13 protein-coding genes are annotated in these 16206 nt (G+C 63.6%); 12 read left to right on the forward strand and 1 reads right to left on the reverse strand.

Annotated features, from left to right (window positions below; all coding sequences use genetic code 11):
• Positions 1-12 precede the first annotated feature (12 nt).
• The 7 genes from NKH42_RS17125 to NKH42_RS17155 all read left to right on the forward strand — a co-directional run bounded on the left by NKH42_RS17125 (position 13) and on the right by NKH42_RS17155 (position 8829).
• Entirely contained in the window at positions 13-3024 is a 3012-nt protein-coding gene (locus NKH42_RS17125; RefSeq protein ID WP_352505777.1) for a caspase family protein, read from the forward strand.
• A 106-nt stretch (positions 3025-3130) separates the two neighbouring features.
• Positions 3131-3679 carry a histidine phosphatase family protein gene (locus NKH42_RS17130; RefSeq protein WP_352454578.1) on the forward strand — a complete coding sequence of 183 codons (549 nt, stop codon included), beginning with the start codon at positions 3131-3133 and terminating at the stop codon, positions 3677-3679.
• A gap of 213 nt (positions 3680-3892) precedes the next feature.
• The gene (locus NKH42_RS17135; protein ID WP_023676462.1) at positions 3893-4177 is read left to right on the forward strand and encodes an acyl carrier protein; all 285 of its coding nucleotides are present in this window, start codon (positions 3893-3895) and stop codon (positions 4175-4177) included.
• Positions 4178-4216: 39 nt separating this feature from the next.
• On the forward strand, positions 4217-5404 hold the full coding sequence (locus NKH42_RS17140; protein WP_352505776.1) for a beta-ketoacyl-ACP synthase: 1188 nt from the start codon (positions 4217-4219) through the stop codon (positions 5402-5404).
• A gap of 75 nt (positions 5405-5479) precedes the next feature.
• Positions 5480-6769, forward strand: a complete 1290-nt coding sequence (locus NKH42_RS17145) for a beta-ketoacyl-ACP synthase (protein WP_352505775.1) — start codon at positions 5480-5482, stop codon at positions 6767-6769.
• Positions 6770-6805: 36 nt separating this feature from the next.
• Positions 6806-7834: a zinc-binding dehydrogenase gene (locus NKH42_RS17150; RefSeq protein WP_352505774.1), complete on the forward strand. Its 1029-nt coding sequence runs from the start codon at positions 6806-6808 to the stop codon at positions 7832-7834.
• A gap of 2 nt (positions 7835-7836) precedes the next feature.
• Positions 7837-8829, forward strand: coding sequence for a lipid A biosynthesis lauroyl acyltransferase (locus NKH42_RS17155; protein ID WP_352505773.1), 993 nt, complete (start codon positions 7837-7839; stop codon positions 8827-8829).
• Between the two features lie 150 nt (positions 8830-8979).
• On the opposite strand, the gene NKH42_RS17160 is transcribed toward NKH42_RS17155, so the two are convergent.
• Positions 8980-9408, reverse strand: coding sequence for a L,D-transpeptidase (locus tag NKH42_RS17160; RefSeq protein WP_254818202.1), 429 nt, complete (start codon positions 9406-9408; stop codon positions 8980-8982).
• A gap of 222 nt (positions 9409-9630) precedes the next feature.
• Here NKH42_RS17160 and NKH42_RS17165 point away from each other — a divergent pair, with 222 nt between their 5' ends.
• The 5 genes from NKH42_RS17165 (at position 9631) to NKH42_RS17185 (ending at position 16200) form a co-directional block, all read left to right on the forward strand.
• The gene (locus NKH42_RS17165; RefSeq protein WP_352505772.1) at positions 9631-10920 is read left to right on the forward strand and encodes an acetylornithine deacetylase/succinyl-diaminopimelate desuccinylase family protein; all 1290 of its coding nucleotides are present in this window, start codon (positions 9631-9633) and stop codon (positions 10918-10920) included.
• A gap of 130 nt (positions 10921-11050) precedes the next feature.
• Complete coding sequence (locus NKH42_RS17170) at positions 11051-12529, forward strand: ABC transporter substrate-binding protein (RefSeq protein ID WP_352505771.1); 1479 nt, start codon at positions 11051-11053, stop codon at positions 12527-12529.
• 238 nt (positions 12530-12767) lie between these two features.
• A complete protein-coding gene (locus tag NKH42_RS17175; protein WP_352505770.1) occupies positions 12768-13715 on the forward strand; it encodes an ABC transporter permease in 948 nt (315 codons plus the stop codon).
• Positions 13712-14581: an ABC transporter permease gene (locus NKH42_RS17180; protein WP_352505769.1), complete on the forward strand. Its 870-nt coding sequence runs from the start codon at positions 13712-13714 to the stop codon at positions 14579-14581. Before NKH42_RS17175 ends, NKH42_RS17180 begins: the two co-directional genes overlap by 4 nt.
• Positions 14578-16200: an ABC transporter ATP-binding protein gene (locus NKH42_RS17185; protein ID WP_352505768.1), complete on the forward strand. Its 1623-nt coding sequence runs from the start codon at positions 14578-14580 to the stop codon at positions 16198-16200. The genes NKH42_RS17180 and NKH42_RS17185 overlap by 4 nt, the downstream gene beginning before the upstream one ends.
• Positions 16201-16206: the final 6 nt, after the last annotated feature.

The following is a 16206-nucleotide window of genomic DNA, read 5'->3' on the forward strand; positions in this document are numbered from 1 at the left end:
GACACGCGGCGAATGGGCCTTGTCGGAAATCAGCACTTCTTCAAGCAGGCGTGGCTGACGGCTTTCGTCGGCGCCATGCTTTGCCTCGTGGTGACCTCGGCTCATGCCGCGGAGCCGGCGAGCCTCAAGGGTGTGGCGCTGATCGTCGGCCAGTCGAAATACCAGCACATAGCGGCTCTTCCCAACCCCGCCAACGACGCCCGCGACATCGCCAAGATGCTGACCGACCTCGGCTTCGACGCGCGCAGTGTAACCGACCGCGACACGGCAAAGCTGAAGCGCGACCTCGAGCGTTTCGCCGAGGATGCAGAGGACGCCGACGTCGCCTTGATCTACTATTCCGGCCACGGCATCGAGGCCGGCGGCGAAAACTATCTGGTGCCGGTCGACGCCGACGTTTCTTCATTGAAGGACGCCGATCAGGCCCTGGTGCCGATCTCCGCCGTCATGGACGAATTGAAGACGACCGTGCCGGTAACGATCATGTTGCTCGATGCCTGCCGCACCAACCCGTTTCCGGCGGATGCGGTGCTGCGCCGGGCGCCGACGGCCTCGGCCTCCCCGATCAGCGCCGGCGGATTGGAGCCGGTGCGCGGTGCCAGGGCACTGGCAAACGCGACCGCGACGGAAAATCTGGGAACGGTGATCGGCTTTGCCGCCGAGCCGGGGCGGCCGGCACTCGACGGCATCGTCGGCGAAAACAGCCCCTACGCAGCGGCACTTCTGCGCCACCTAGCGGCAATGAAGGGCACCGAGTTCGGCTCGGTCATGCGCATGGTGACCGAGGAGGTCTATCTCGACACCAAGGCAAGGCAGCGGCCATGGGTCAATGAAAGCCTGCGCCGGCTGCTCTATTTCGGCGTTGCACCGCAGGAGCCGACCGGCGACGACGACCTGATCACCGGCGAGCGGCGGCAATTGCTGCTGACGATCGCCGAGTTGCCGAACCCCAAGCGGGCACAGGTCGAACTGGCCTCGCTGCAGGACGGCGTGCCGCTCGACGCGCTTTATGGCGTGCTGAAGGCGCTCGGCACCGAAAAGATGCCGGAGGACCCCACCGACCTGCAAAAGCTGCTTGATGCGCAGGCCGAGCGCCTGAAGAAGATGATCTCCGAGCGCAACGCGCTGCGCACCGACGACCCCGAGATCAGCCGCCTCGTCGCCTCGGCCGACAAAGCGATCGGCCAGGGCGCCATCGTCACCGCGCGCAACTTCCTCGACCAGGCGGTGGGCCGGGTCGAGCAGGCCAGCGGCGTGGTCGATCGGGCAGAGGATCTGGTCAGGCAGAAGCGTCTTGCCGACGCGGCGATCTATGCCAGGCGCGCCGACGCTTCGGCGCTGGTCTTCGACTATCTGTCGGCCGCCAACGACTACGGCGAGGCCTTCTCGCTGGTCGAGAGATGGGACGACAGGCTGCGCTGGAACTACAAGAACCAGGAGGCGGAAGCGCTCAACGCGCATGGCAACGCCACCGGCGACAGGCAAGCGCTGCAGCACGCTATCGACGCCTACCGCGTCATCCTGAACTTCATCCCCAATGGCGAGCAGAACCGCGACTGGGCGATCACCCGCAACAACATGGCGGTGGTGCTGCAGACGATCGGCGAGCGCGAGCGCGAAACCGACCGGCTGGAAGAGGCAGCGAAAATCTTTCGCGATTCGCTTGCCGTGTTCGAGCGCGAGAAGGACGACATCAACTGGGCCGCGGCCCAGAACAACCTGGCCAATGTGCTGTTGAAGATCGGCGAACGCGAGAGCGACCCGAAACGCCTGAATGAGGCGGTGGTGGCGATGCGCGCCACGCTGGAGAAGCGGCCCCGCGACAAAGTCCCGCTGGACTGGGCCGCCTCGCAAAGCAACCTTGGCCTTGCGCTTTACGCGCTTTCGGAGCGCGAACCGGACGGCGAGCGCCTGACCGAGGCCGAGGCCGCCTACCGGCTGGCGCTTGAAGAATACACGCGCGAAAAGGCGCCCGTTCAGTGGGCGATGGTCCAGAACAATCTCGGCAACACGCTGGTGTCTCTCGGCACGCAACGCAACGACAAGGCAAAAATCGACGAGGCAGCCGCGGCATTCCGCGCCGCGCTCGAAATCCGCACACGCGACACCTTCCCGCTCTCCTGGGCGAGCAGCCGTCTCAATCTGGGTAACGCGCTGAGCAGTGCTGCCCGTTTCGATCTCGGCACCGGCCTGCTCGAAGAGGCGGCTGCCGCCTATGGCGACGCGCTGACCATATTCACACGCCAACGTTTTCCGACGGATTGGGCTTCGGCGGAGAACAATCTCGGCTCGATCTACCAGACGCTCGGCCAGCGCACGCGCGATCCTGCCAGGCTTGAGCAATCGGCGGCCGCATACCGGGCGGCACGGCGCGTCTACACCAAGAAGGAGTTTCCGCTCGACTGGGCGATGACCCACTACAATCTCGGCAACACGCTGCAACTGCTCGGCGGCGTGACCGACAAGCCGGTGCATTACGAGGAGGCGATCGAGGCCTATCGCGATGCACTTCGCGAATACAAGCGCGAGACGACGCCGCGGCAATGGGCACTGGCGCAGGCCGGTCTAGGCTCGGCGCTGCAATGGCTGAGCATGAGCGAGGCCGATCCCCGCAAACTGGCCGCTTCGATCGCCGCGCGCCGGGCAGCGCTGGAGGTGCTGACCTTCGAGACCTCGCCCGTCGACTGGGCGAACGCGCAGAACGGCATCGGCATGAGCCTGATCAATCTAGGCAATCTCGAACGCACCGGCAAATATCTGGACGAAGCCGAAGCCGCCTTCGAGGCAACGCTCAAGGTCTTCACCCGCGAAAGCCAGCCGATGCAATGGGCCTTCGAGCAGAACAATCTCGGCGACGTCCACTGGAACCGCGGCAGCTATGGCGGTGGCAATGCCGAATACCAAAAGGCGATCGAATTCTTCGAGAACGCCAAGCAGGGCTTTACCGATGCTGGCTATACACTCCCCATCCCGCTGACCGACCGCAAGATCGATCTGGTGAAGAAGCAGATAGCGAAGAAATAGGCGTCTCGGCCGCAGGTTGCACTCGGCTTGTCTTTCAGCCGGCTTTGCCGTCCCTATATGCCGGTCACCGGGGACCTGCCTGCCGGTCACCCGAAAAGGATGTCTGATGCTTCGATTTGTGCTGGCGCTGCTGTTGCTTGCCGTTTCCGCCACAGCCCATGCGACGGAAGCCGGCTGGGCGCTGCTGCGCGACGGCGGGCATGTGGTGCTGCTTCGCCATGCCATGGTCACCGGCACCACCGATGCGGCCAATTTCGACCTCGGCAAATGCGCCACCCAGGTCAATCTCTCTGAGCGCGGCAAGCAACAGGCGCGCAAGATCGGCGCGCTGTTTGGCGCCCGCGCGGCACCGGTCGAGCGCGTGCTGTCCAGCCGCTATTGCCGCTGCCTCGAAACCGCGCGCATAGCTTTCGAAAGCGAACCGGAGCCGTTCGCACCGCTTGACCTGCTGAAGACCGACGAAAAGGAGAAGGCCGCTCAGATCGCTGCGATCCTGGCAGAGATCCGCGGCTATTCCGGCTCCGACAATCTGGTCATGGTCACGCATCTCGAAGACATCAAGGAATTGACCGGCATCTCGCCGCGCGAAGGCGAAGCCGTGGTCGTCGAGCCGCAAGGCGACGGATTGCGCGTGCTCGGCCGCGTTACCTTCTGACCGGGCCGGTCGCTCCTCGCGTCGAGCGAGATAGGTGTTGCCGAAATGCCACTGCCACGAGAAGCCGTGGTTGGATTCCGATCTCATCTTGCTCTGCCAGAACATCAATCCCATCTGCGCCCGGCGTATCAGGCCTTTTCCTGCCCGGAAAAACCGATTAGACAGCCCAAAACACATGCGGACAGATTCCGCCCGCAATCGAAGGAAAAGCCCTTGTCCACCACGTTCGACAAAGTCGCCAAGATCATCGCCGACACCAGCGAGATCGACATCGAGACGATCACGCCCGAAAGCCACACCATCGACGATCTCGGCATCGACAGCCTCGACTTCCTCGACATCGTCTTTGCCATTGACAAGGAATTCGGCATCAAGGTGCCATTGGAAAAGTGGACGCAGGAGGTCAATGACGGCAAGGCCTCGACCGACGACTATTTCGTCATGAAGAACCTGTGCGCCAAGATCGACGCGCTCGTCGCCGCCAAGAACGCCATCTAAGCACTGCGCTTGACGCGCCCTCACCCACAACAGCCGCCCATGAACCCCCGCGACGTCGTCATATCAGGCATCGGCCTTGTCTCGTCACTGGGCGAGGGTCCGGATGCGCATTGGCAAAAGCTCGTCCAGCCGCGCCTTGAACCGGTTCTGGAGGCCTCGCGCTTCTCGCCCTATACGGTCCACCCGCTGCCGGAGATCGACTGGAACCTGCAGATCGCCAAGCGTGGCGACCAGCGGCAGATGGAGACCTGGCAGAGGCTCGGCACCTATGCGGCCGGCCTTGCGCTCGACGATGCCGGCATCAAGGGCAATGACGAACTCTGCGCGACCATGGACATGGTGGTGGCCGCCGGCGGCGGCGAGCGCGACGAGGCGGTCGACGCGGCCATTCTCGCGGCATCGGAAAGCCGCAATGACCGCGACGTGCTGCTCAACGAGAAGCTTACCACGGAATTGCGCCCGACGCTGTTTCTGGCACAGCTCTCCAACCTGCTCGCCGGCAACATCTCGATCGTCCATAAGGTGACGGGATCATCGCGCACCTTCATGGGCGAGGAAGGTGCCGGCGTTGCCGCTGTCGAGACGGCGGCCGCGCGCATCCGCTCCGGCCAGTCGACGCATATACTGGTCGGCGGCGCTTTCCAGACCGAACACTCCGACATGCTGCTCGGCTATGAACTGGCCGGCTACCTGCATCGCGGTCCGTGGACGCCGGTCTGGCAAAGGCAAGGTGCCGAGGGCGGCGGCGTGGTGACCGGATCCGGCGGCGCGTTTCTCGTTCTGGAGCAGCGCGAGCATGCGGAAAGCCGTGGCCGGAAGATCTATGCGGAACTCGGCCCGATCCTGTCCGGCCGTGCCAAGCGCCGGCGGGGCGAACTCGACGGTGAGATCGCCGCGCTGCTGAAGCAGGCCGCATTGCCGAATGGCGAGCTGCTCGCGATCTCCGGCGCTTCGGGCGCCCATGCCGCGACCGCCGCCGAGAAATCGGCGCTCGACGCCAATCCGGCGATCGCCGCACGCGGCTTTTCGACGCTGACCGGCCACATGAAGGAAGCGCAGTTCCCCTTTGCCGTTGCGCTGGCGGTACTGGCTGTCGACCGCAAGGCCGCCTACCCTGTGTTCGACGCCACAGTCGAAAAACCGTTTGCCGGTGTCCCGAAGACCGTCCTTGCAACGGCGATCGGCTATCACCAATTCGAGGGTATGGCGCTGATCAAAGCCGCCTAGAGCATCGGACCGAAAAGTGTGACGCGGTTTTCGGGCGATGCGACGCTCCAAGAGAAACAGGTTTTTGGACAACAAATGGCCAATCTGAACGACCATATGGGCAGGCCGATCGTCGCGGTCACCGGCATCGGCGTGGTGACGTCGCTCGGTGTCGGCAAGGCCGACAATTGGGCGGCGCTGACATCGGGCAAATCCGGCATCCATCCGATCACCCGCTTCCCGGTCGATCATCTCAACACCCGCATCTCCGGCATGGTCGACTTCCTGCCGTCGAGCTCCAAGGGCGCCAGTCTCCTCACCTATGAGCTTGCCGAAACCGCCGCCCAGGAAGCGATGTCGGAGGCGGGCCTCGATGCCGGCGATTTCGGCGGACCGCTGTTCCTCGCTTCGCCGCCGGTCGAGCTCGACTGGAGCGAGCGCTTTTCGCTCTACAATTCCGACAAGCCCAATAATTCAGACAGGCACGATTCCGGCGCCGAAAGGCTGCTGCGGGTAGCGCGCGGCCTCAGAGAACTCGACATCTTCGAGACCACCCAGTTCGGCTCGATTGCCGACCGGCTTGCCGACCGTTTCGGCACGCGCGGCCTGCCGATTACGCTGTCGACCGCGTGCGCTTCGGGCGCCACCTCGATCCAGCTCGGCGTCGAGGCGATCCGCCGCGGCGAATGCGACAGGGCGCTGTCGATCGGCGCCGACGGCTCGGCGACCGCCGAGGCGCTGATCCGCTTCTCGCTTCTATCGGCGCTCTCCACCCATAACGACATCCCTGAAAAGGCCTCAAAACCCTTCTCCAAGGATCGCGACGGCTTCGTGCTCGCCGAAGGCTCGGGCGCCCTTGTGCTGGAATCGCTGGAGGCAGCACTTGCCCGCGGCGCCACCGTTCTCGGCATATTGCGCGGCTGCGGCGAAAAGGCCGACGACTTCCATCGCACCCGCTCTAAGCCGGACGGTTCGCCGGCGATCGCGGCGGTGCGCGCCGCTCTTGCCGATGCCGGCTTGAGCGAGGACGGGATCGATTATGTCAACGCCCATGGCACCTCGACGCCCGAAAACGACAAGATGGAGCATTTGTCGCTGTCGACGGTGTTCGGCGAGCGGATCTCGTCAATGCCGGTCTCGTCGAACAAGTCGATGATCGGCCATACCCTATCGGCTGCCGGTGCTGTCGAGGCAGCATTTTCGCTGATGACGATGCGCGAAAGCGTCATTCCGCCGACCATCAACTACGACAATCCCGACCCGGCGATCGTCCTCGACGTGGTGCCGAACACCAAGCGCAACGCCGAGGTCGGCACGGTCCTGTCGAACTCCTTCGGCTTCGGCGGCCAGAACACCTGCCTTGTCATGGCGCGGGAACCGGTCTAAGCGACCTTTTTCAGCCAGACTGAACCGACAGGCACCATGCGCGCATTGCAACTTATCGAGGACCGCCGCCTTGAAACGGTGGACCTGCCGCCCCCGCCGCAACCTGCGCTAGGCGAGGTGACGCTGCGCATCAAGGCCGTGGCGCTGAACCACATCGACGTCTGGGGCTGGCGCGGCATGGCTTTTGCCAAGCGCAAGCTGCCGCTGGTCGTCGGCGCCGAGGCCTCGGGCGAGGTCGAGGCGGTCGGCCCCGGCGTTTCCAGCCTTGTGCCCGGGCAATTGGTCTCGATCTATGGCGCCCGCACCTGCGGGCTTTGCCGCGCCTGCCGCGAAGGCCGCGACAATCTCTGCGAGCATGTTTCGGGCGTGCACGGCTTCCATCTCGACGGCTTTGCGCAGGAAAAGATCAACCTGCCGGCGCGCCTTCTGGTCCCAGTTCCGCCCGGCGTGAGCGAAATCGGCGCGGCGGTGGCGCCTGTCACCTTCGGCACGGTCGAGCACATGCTGTTCGACAATGCCCGGCTGCAGTCCGGCGAGACGATACTGGTCCATGCCGGCGGCTCCGGCATCGGCTCCGCCGCGATTCAGCTGGCCAAGAAGATGGGCTGCACGGTCATCACCACCGTCGGCTCGAACGACAAGATCGACAAGGCCAAGGCGCTCGGCGCCGACCACGTCATCAATTACCGCGACGACCGCTTCGAAGGCGTCGTGCGCAAGCTGACCAAGAAGAAGGGCGTCGACGTGGTGTTCGAGCATGTCGGCGCCGACACCTTTGCCGCCTCGATGCTGTGCCTCAAACGCGGCGGTCGGCTGGTCACCTGCGGCTCGACCTCGGGCGTGTCGACGCAGATCAATTTGATGCAGTTGTTCCAGCAGCAGCTGAAGCTGCTAGGCTCGTTCGGCTGCCGCATGGAAAACATGGCCGACGCCATGCAGAAGATGGCGGCGGGCCTGGTCGCGCCGGTGATCGACACCGAGGTCGGCTTCGACGGCATCGATGCGGCGCTGAAACGCATGGAAGGCCGCGACGTCTTCGGCAAGATCATCCTGCGCGTCGGCTGAGAATGATCGGCAACGCCTTCAAGAAGATCCGCAGGGACCTGGGATTCCGCTATGGCAGGCGGCTTCGCCAGTTCAATTACTGGCTGGTCGCGCGGGTCGCGATGATCATCATCTCCGCGCTGCGCCTGCTGCCGCCCGACAGCGCGCTCAATTTTGCCGACCGCGCCGCCCGCCGCATCGGCCCTTGGGTGGCGCGCCATCAGGTTGCGGTCGACAATCTGCGCCAGGCCTATCCGGAAAAAAGCGATGCCGAGATCGAAGCGATCGCTTCCGACATGTGGGGCAACATGGCCCGCCTGGCCGCCGAATACATTTTTCTCGATGCTTTGTTCGACTACGATCCCACTGCGACGAAGCCAGGCCGCGTCGAGGTCAAGGGCGTGGAGCATTTCGTGCGCATCGCGGGCGAGGACAAGCCGCATATCGTCTTCACCGGGCATCTCGGCAATTTCGAACTGCTGCCGGTGGCGGCGGCGACTTTCGGCATGAATATCACGGCGCTGTTTCGCCCGCCCAACAACCCTTACCTCGCCGACTACATCCTCTCGACCCGCCGCTCGAGCATGGGATCGCTGCTGCCGTCTTCGACCGGTGCCTCGTTCGCGCTTGCGGCCGTCCTGGAGAAGGGCGGCAATATCGGCGTGCTAGTCGACCAGAAATTCACCGGCGGGCTCGAGACGACATTCTTCGGCCGCCCCTGCGAGAGCAACCGGGTCCTCGGCACCCTGGCGCGGCACTACGATTGCGATGTCTACCCGGCGCGCTGCGTGCGCTTGCCGAACAATCGTTTCCGGCTCGAGATCGAGGACAAGCTCACCTTGCCGCGCACCGCCGGCGGCAGTGTCGACGTCCCCGCCACTACCCAGCTTCTCAACGACGTCGTCGAGCGCTGGGTGCGCGAAGACCCCGGCCAGTGGATGTGGTTCCACAAGCGCTGGGAGATCAGCAAGCGCAAAAAGCGTCGGCCGGTGACAATGCGCGACAAAGCCGCTTGAGCGGAAACCATAGCAAGCGTTTTCCGCTACTGACGTATTTTGTTCTTGCTTTGTGCCGGCAGCTATGCTACAAATTTAGTTATGGTGCTATTTGGCTCCGACGAACCCGCCGCTCCGGCGGGTTTTTTGTTGCGGGCCGGGGAGCAGACCCTAATTCGTCACGAGGATCCGCGTATTGCCGAAGCCGGCTTTGCGCACCATCGAATAGAATGCGGCCGCGTTGCTGGGGTGAAGGCGCACACAGCCATGCGATGCCGGGCGCCCCAATTGCCGGATCGCGCCGGTGCCGTGGATGGCATAGCCGCCGCGGAAGAACACCGAATAGGGCATCGGCGACATGTCGTATTTGCGCGAATACCACATCCGGGCCGTCCGCTGTGGACGATAGCTGCCGCGTGGCGTGATGTAGCCTTTGCGGGCGGTGGAAACGCTCCACCGGTAATACGACAGCCCATATCTTACCGTCATCGTCTGTGAGGAAATATCGATGTTCGCGACCAGGCTGGCCGCACGACTCTCGAACGACGAACCGAACAGCATCGCTACTAATGCCGCTGCCATGAGAACAGTGTTTTTCATGCAATCAAACCCCTTTGATGCCCCTTGCCTGCCTGCCCTCACGCTGTTCCCCAGCGTTTTGATGGCAAGCCAGCGAGCTAACACTTACTCCCTGACGATTTCACCAATCCCAAGCAGCGAATTTGAACGATTTCCCGCAATAGTTGCCGTAACGACACGCAATCGCCTGGCAATTCGCCATCGGGCTTGCAAAACCCCCTCATCCGCTGCTCAATTCGCCGAATGAACGAACCGAACGAACGGCTCCTCAAGGCTATCGATGACCGAGCCGATGATCTGGTTGCACTGGCTGCGGATCTGATCCGCTTTCCGACCATCAATCCGCCCGGCGAAGCCTATCGGCCATGTGCCGAATATATCGGCGCGCGGCTGAAGAAGCGTGGTTTTGAGACGGAATTCATCCGTGCCGAGGGCACGCCTGGCGACACTGACCATTACCCGCGCGTCAATGTCGTCGCCCGCTTCGATGGCCGGGCGCCGGGTGCTTGCGTGCACTTCAATTCGCATATCGACGTCGTCGAGCCCGGCGACGGCTGGAGTCTCGATCCATTCGCCGGCATCGTCAGGGATGGCAAGGTCTATGGCCGCGGCGCTTGCGACATGAAAGGCGGGCTTGCCGCCTCGATCATCGCCGCTGAAGCCTTCATGGAGGTCTTTCCCGATTTTCCCGGCGCCATCGAGATTTCAGGCACGGTCGACGAGGAGTCCGGCGGCTTTGGCGGCGTCGCGCATCTGGCCAAGCTCGGCTATTTCTCCAGGCCGAAGGTCGACCACGTCATCATTCCCGAACCGCTCAACAAGGATCGCATCTGCCTTGGCCATCGCGGCGTCTGGTGGGCGGAGATCGAGACCAGGGGCGAGATCGCGCACGGCTCGATGCCGTTCCTCGGCGACAATGCGGTGCGCCATATGGGCGCCGTGCTGCGCGCCTTCGAGGACGAATTGTTTCCGGCGCTCGACCGCAAGATGACGTGCATGCCGGTCGTGCCCGAAGGCGCAAAACGCTCAACCATGAACATCAACTCGGTCCATGGCGGCCAGACGGAGGATTTCCGGCCCGGCCTGCCCTCGCCCAACGTGCCCGATTCCTGCCGGCTGACCATCGACCGCCGCTTCCTGCTCGAAGAGGATCTCGCTACGGTCAAGAGCGAGGTGACCGATATCCTCGAACGGCTGAAGCGCGAGCGCAAAAAGTTCGACTACGAAATCCGCGATCTGATGGAGGTGCTGCCGCTGATGACCGAGCGCGACGCGCCGGTGGTTAAGGCGGTCGCGCAAGGCATCATGGAGATATTCGACCGCGAACCGGATTACGTGATTTCGCCCGGCACTTACGACCAGAAGCACATCGCCCGTATCGGCCACATCTATGACTGCATCGCCTATGGCCCGGGCATCCTCGATCTCGCCCACCGGCCCGATGAATGGGTCGGCATTGCCGATATGCTGGACTCGGCAAAGGTGATGGCGATCGGCCTCGACGTTCTGCTGAGGGACGCCGGCCCGCGATGATCCGGCCTTGGGCGAAAAAACATTCCTCCCGGCGACCGCCGACGGGACGAAACGCAATTTACTCGGCGGCGAATTCACGCTTCTATCCGGCCGGGTTTGAGCACGTGTTTTAGACATGGGGAGTTGCACGATGAAATTGTGGAAAACCATTCTGGCCGCCGCGGCGCTGGCGTTGGCCGCCGGAACCTCGGCGATGGCCGCGCGCACCGACCTGGTCATCGGCATTACGCTCGAACCCCCGCATCTCGACCCGACCGCGGGTGCCGCCGCGGCAATCGACGAGGTACTCTATGCCAATGTCTTCGAGGGCCTGACCCGCATCGGCCCGAACGGCGAAGTGCTGCCCGATCTCGCGGAAAGCTGGAGCATTTCCGACGACGGCAAGGTCTACATTTTCAAGCTGCATACCGGCGTGAAATTCCATGACGGCACCGACTGCAACGCCGACGACGTGAAATTCTCGCTCGACCGTGCCCGCGCCGACAATTCCGTCAACGCGCAAAAGGGCCTGTTTGCCGCCATCGACAAGGTCGAGGTTGTCGATCCCGCGACGGTGAAGGTCACGCTGAAGAACCCGCAAGGCTCGTTCCTCTACAATATGGGCTGGGGCGACGCGGTTATCGTGGCGCCTGAGACAGCCGACACCAACAAGGAAAAGCCTGTTGGCACCGGCCCATTCAAGTTCCAGAACTGGGCCAAGGGCTCATCGATCACGCTGGTCAAGTCGGACAATTACTGGGGCGCCCCGGTATTCCTCGACAAGGCCGAGTTCCGCATCATTCCGGATGCCGCCGCCGCCGTTCCGGCGCTGCTTTCCGGCGACGTTCAGGCCTTTCCGTTCTTCGACCCCGACAGCGTCGCCCAGGTCAAGGACGACCCACGCTTCAAGGTGGTGATCGGCTCGACCGAGGGTGAAACCATCCTGTCGATCAACAACAAGAAGCCGCCCTTCGACAAGCTGCAGGTCAGGCAGGCGATTTCCTTTGCGCTCGATCGCAAGGCGATCATCGACGGCGCCTCGGCCGGCCTCGGCGTGCCGATCGGCTCGCACATGTCGCCCGCCAGCAAAGCCTATGTCGACCTCACCGGCCTCTATCCTCACAATGTGGACAAGGCCAAGGAATTGCTGAAGGAAGCCGGCTTGGAGAATGGCTTCAAGGCGACGCTCAAGCTGCCGCCGCCCTCCTACGCGCGGCTCGGTGGCGAGATCATCGCCTCCGAGCTTCGCGAAATCGGCATCGATCTCGAGATCATACCGGTTGAATGGGCGCAATGGCTGGACCAGGTCTTCACCAAGAAGGATTACGACCTGACCATCGTTTCCCATACCGAGCCCAACGACATCGATATCTATTCGCGTAAGGACTATTACTTCAATTACGACAATCCGGCCTTCGACAAGATCATCGAGGAGCTGAACCTTACCTCCGATGAGGCCAAGCGCACGACGCTGCTCGGCGAGGCGCAGAAGGTCCTGGCAGATGACGCCGTGGTCGGCTTCCTGTACGAATTGCCGAAGGTCGGCGTCTGGGACGCCAAACTGCAGGGCCTGTGGGAAAACGCCCCGATCCAGGCCAACGACCTGACCAAGGTGAAGTGGACGGATTGAGGCGCTGACAGAAGGGGCGAAAGTTGCACTCCGTCACACCCCTCTCTGTGCCGGACATCTCCCCCTCAAGCGGGGAGACTGGCCGTTTCCACGCTGGCTCTGTCCTTGCAACGCCAGTGGTTAGCGAAGAGGGCTCAATCTCCCCGCTTGAGGGGGAGATGTCCGGCACAGAGGGTGGGCGGGAACGCAAGCTTCGCCCGGTTTTTGCGTTCGCCAACACAGCGGTTCCTCAACGTCCATGACCGCCTACCTCCTCAAGCGGCTCGCCATCGCCGTCGTCACGCTGGTTCTGGCCTCGATAGTGGTCTTTGCCGTGCTGGAGATCATTCCCGGCGACCCGGCGCGGCTGATGCTTGGCCTGAACGCCAGTGCCGACCAGATCGAATTGCTGCGCAACCAGATGGGTCTCAACGCTCCCGTCGTGCTGCGCTATCTGCATTGGGCCGGCGGCTTGCTGAGCCTCGATTTCGGCCGTTCCTACACCTATTCGGTGCCGGTCATCGATCTGGTCCGTGAGCGCCTCGTCGTCTCGCTGCCGCTGGCACTGATGGCGCTGGCGCTGTCCACCGTCATTGCCATTCCGGTCGGACTGTTTTCCGCCAGCCGGCGCGGCCGGGCCGGCGACACGATCGCGATGGGTGCCGCCCAGCTTGGCGTCGCCGTGCCCAATTTCTGGTTTGCGCTGATGCTGATTTATCTGTTCGCCGTCTGGCTGCGGCTGGTGCCGGGCGGCGGCTTTCCCGGCTGGAGCGCCGGCGTCTGGCCGGCACTGAAATCGCTACTTCTGCCGGCGGTCGCCCTCGCTCTGCCACAGGCGGCGATCCTCGCCCGGGTCACCCGCTCGGCGCTGATCGAAGTGCTGAACGAGGACTACATCCGAACCGCCCGCGCCAAGGGCCTGCCCTATCGCCTTGTCTTGTGGCGGCATGCGCTGCGCAACGCCATGATCCCGGTGGTCACCATTCTAGGCCTGCAATTCGCTTTCCTGCTTGCCGGCACCATCATCATCGAGAACGTCTTCTACTTGCCCGGCCTCGGCCGGCTGGTGTTCCAGGCGATCAATCAGCGTGACCTGATCGTGGTTGAGAGCGTCGTCATGTTGCTGGTCGCCGCGGTCATCATCGTCAATTTCGTTGTCGATCTCTCCTATGCGGTGGTCGATCCGCGCCTGAGAGGCCGGCAATGACGCTGCACATCGACATCCCCGACGAGAACCTTGCCGGCATCCTGGCCAAGGCGTTTCGAAACCGTTCGTTCCTCGCCGGCTTCTTCATCACCGCACTGGTGGCGGCGGTCGCGATCCTGTCGTTCTTCTGGACGCCTTACGATGTCACCAATCTGGTCATTTCCGACAAGACCCAGGCGCCGTCGCTGGCGCACTGGTTCGGCACCGACCATTTCGGTCGCGACATCCTGTCGATGATCATGGTTGGCGCCCGCAACTCGATTGCCGTGGCGCTGGTGGCGGTCGGCATCGGCATGGGCGTCGGCGTACCGCTCGGCGCCTTTGCCGCGGCGCGCGGCGGCTTCGCCGACGACGTGCTGATGCGGTTGAACGATTTGGTCTTCGCCTTTCCGGCGCTGCTTTCGGCAATTATGATCACCGCCATCTTCGGGCCGGGCGCGTTCAACGCCATCATTGCCATTGGCATCTTCAACATCCCGGTGTTCGCGCGCGTCGCCCGGGCCGGCGCCTTGGCGATCTGGCCGCGCGAATTCATCCTCGCCGCCCGCGCCGCCGGCAAGAGCAGGACGCTGATCAGCATCGAACATGTGCTGCCCAACATCGCCACGCTGCTGCTGGTGCAAGGCACCATCCAGTTCGCGATGGGCATACTGGCCGAAGCCGGGCTTTCCTATGTCGGGCTGGGCACCCAGCCGCCAATGCCGAGCTGGGGCCGCATGCTGTTCGATGCCCAGACCCGCATGGTGGTGGCGCCTTGGATGGCGATCTTTCCAGGCATGGCGATCGTCGTCACCGTGCTTGGCCTGAACCTGCTTGGCGACGGCATTGCCGACATTCTCGATCCGAAATCGCGGCGGCAGCGATGAGCCTGCTCGAAATCGAGAAGCTGTCGCTGACCATCGGCAGCACCCGTATCCTCAGAGACATCGAACTTTCCGTCGCGCCGGGCGAAGTGATGGGGCTGGTTGGCGAATCCGGCTCCGGCAAGTCGATGACAGCGCTCACGGTGATGCAGCTTCTGCCCTGGGCGGCGCGCGCCAGCGGACGCATCAACTTCGACGGCGTCGACATCCTTGCCGCCAGCGAGGACCAGATGTGCGCGCTGCGCGGCGACGACATCGGCATGGTGTTCCAGGAGCCAATGACGGCGCTCAATCCGGTCAAAACGATCGGCGAGCAGGTCGCCGAGGGTATTCGCTGGCACACCAGGGCGAGCCGCGCCGACGCCGAGGAACGGGCGCGAAAAATGCTGGACCGGGTCGGCCTGCCGGCAGCACAATTCCCGCTCTCGCGTTATCCGCACGAACTCTCCGGCGGCCAGCGCCAGCGCGTCGTCATCGCCATCGCCTGTGCGCTGAAGCCCAAGCTGCTGATTGCCGACGAGCCGACGACCGCGCTCGACGTGGTGCTGCAGGCGCAGATCCTCGACCTGCTGCGAGATCTCGTAGCGGAAAACCGCATGGGCCTGCTGCTGATCTCGCATGACCTCGCAGTGGTGACCGAGATGGCGGACCGCATCACCATCCTGCGCCATGGCGAGGTGATGGAGGCCGGCGATACCGCGCGCACGCTGTCGGAACAACTTCATCCCTACACGCGACAGCTGGCGCAGGCCTCGATGCATGTGCCGGCGCGGGCCCGCACACATGACAGCGGATCGGCCAAACCGCTGCTTCAGGTAGAGAACGTAACGCGGGATTATCCGGGACGGCGCACATCCCTGTTGAAACGCGCGGCTCCAATCCGCGCCGTCGACGATGTCTCCTTCGCGATGGCGCCCGGCCGGTCGGTGGCACTGGTCGGGCGTTCCGGCTGTGGCAAGTCGACGCTTGCCCGCATGATCCTGGCACTGGACAAGCCGACGACCGGTACGATCCGCTTCCGCGGCGACACCCTCACCGGCAAGAGCGAGGCGGAGCTCAAGCCGGCGCGGCGCGACATGCAGGTCGTATTCCAGGACCCGTATGGCTCCTTCGACCCACGCCAGAAGGTCGAAAGATTGGTGGCAGAGCCCCTGCATGTGCTGGAGAAGAAGCCGGCGCCCGCCGCACGGCGCGAGATGGTGGCGCATGCGCTGCACGAGGTCGGCCTCTCACCAGGCGACATGGACAAGTATCCGCATGAGTTTTCGGGTGGCCAGCGTCAGCGCCTGTCGATCGCCCGCGCCATCATCACGCGGCCGAAGCTGGTCGTCGCCGACGAGCCGGTCTCGGCACTCGATGTCTCGATCCGCGCCCAGATCCTCGACCTCTTCGCCGAGCTCAACCAGAAGCTCGGCATCGCCTATCTGTTCATCACCCATGATCTGACCGTCGCCCGCGCCATCACCGACGAAGTGATGGTGATGCATGACGGCAAGATCGTCGAGCGCGGCAGGACGAGCGAAGTGCTCGACCACCCGCAATCCGCAGCCGCCAAGGCGTTGGTCGCCGCCGCTCCCGATTTGCATCGGGCGATCGCGAAACGGCTGCAGGAACAGGGGTGAGCTGCG

The sequence above is a fragment of the Mesorhizobium sp. M1142 genome (assembly GCF_040318565.1).
GTDB lineage: Bacteria > Pseudomonadota > Alphaproteobacteria > Rhizobiales > Rhizobiaceae > Mesorhizobium.

Excerpts from the sequence above, each read along its gene's own strand:
- NKH42_RS17125 (WP_352505777.1), top strand. The coding sequence starts at position 13 with ATGGGCCTTGTCGGAAATCAGCACTTCTTCAAGCAGGCGTGGCTGACG.
- NKH42_RS17130 (WP_352454578.1), top strand. The coding sequence starts at position 3,131 with ATGCTTCGATTTGTGCTGGCGCTGCTGTTGCTTGCCGTTTCCGCCACA.
- NKH42_RS17140 (WP_352505776.1), top strand. The coding sequence starts at position 4,217 with ATGAACCCCCGCGACGTCGTCATATCAGGCATCGGCCTTGTCTCGTCA.
- NKH42_RS17145 (WP_352505775.1), top strand. The coding sequence starts at position 5,480 with ATGGCCAATCTGAACGACCATATGGGCAGGCCGATCGTCGCGGTCACC.
- NKH42_RS17150 (WP_352505774.1), top strand. The coding sequence starts at position 6,806 with ATGCGCGCATTGCAACTTATCGAGGACCGCCGCCTTGAAACGGTGGAC.
- NKH42_RS17155 (WP_352505773.1), top strand. The coding sequence starts at position 7,837 with ATGATCGGCAACGCCTTCAAGAAGATCCGCAGGGACCTGGGATTCCGC.
- NKH42_RS17160 (WP_254818202.1), bottom strand. The coding sequence starts at position 9,408 with ATGAAAAACACTGTTCTCATGGCAGCGGCATTAGTAGCGATGCTGTTC.
- NKH42_RS17165 (WP_352505772.1), top strand. The coding sequence starts at position 9,631 with ATGAACGAACCGAACGAACGGCTCCTCAAGGCTATCGATGACCGAGCC.
- NKH42_RS17170 (WP_352505771.1), top strand. The coding sequence starts at position 11,051 with ATGAAATTGTGGAAAACCATTCTGGCCGCCGCGGCGCTGGCGTTGGCC.
- NKH42_RS17175 (WP_352505770.1), top strand. The coding sequence starts at position 12,768 with ATGACCGCCTACCTCCTCAAGCGGCTCGCCATCGCCGTCGTCACGCTG.
- NKH42_RS17180 (WP_352505769.1), top strand. The coding sequence starts at position 13,712 with ATGACGCTGCACATCGACATCCCCGACGAGAACCTTGCCGGCATCCTG.
- NKH42_RS17185 (WP_352505768.1), top strand. The coding sequence starts at position 14,578 with ATGAGCCTGCTCGAAATCGAGAAGCTGTCGCTGACCATCGGCAGCACC.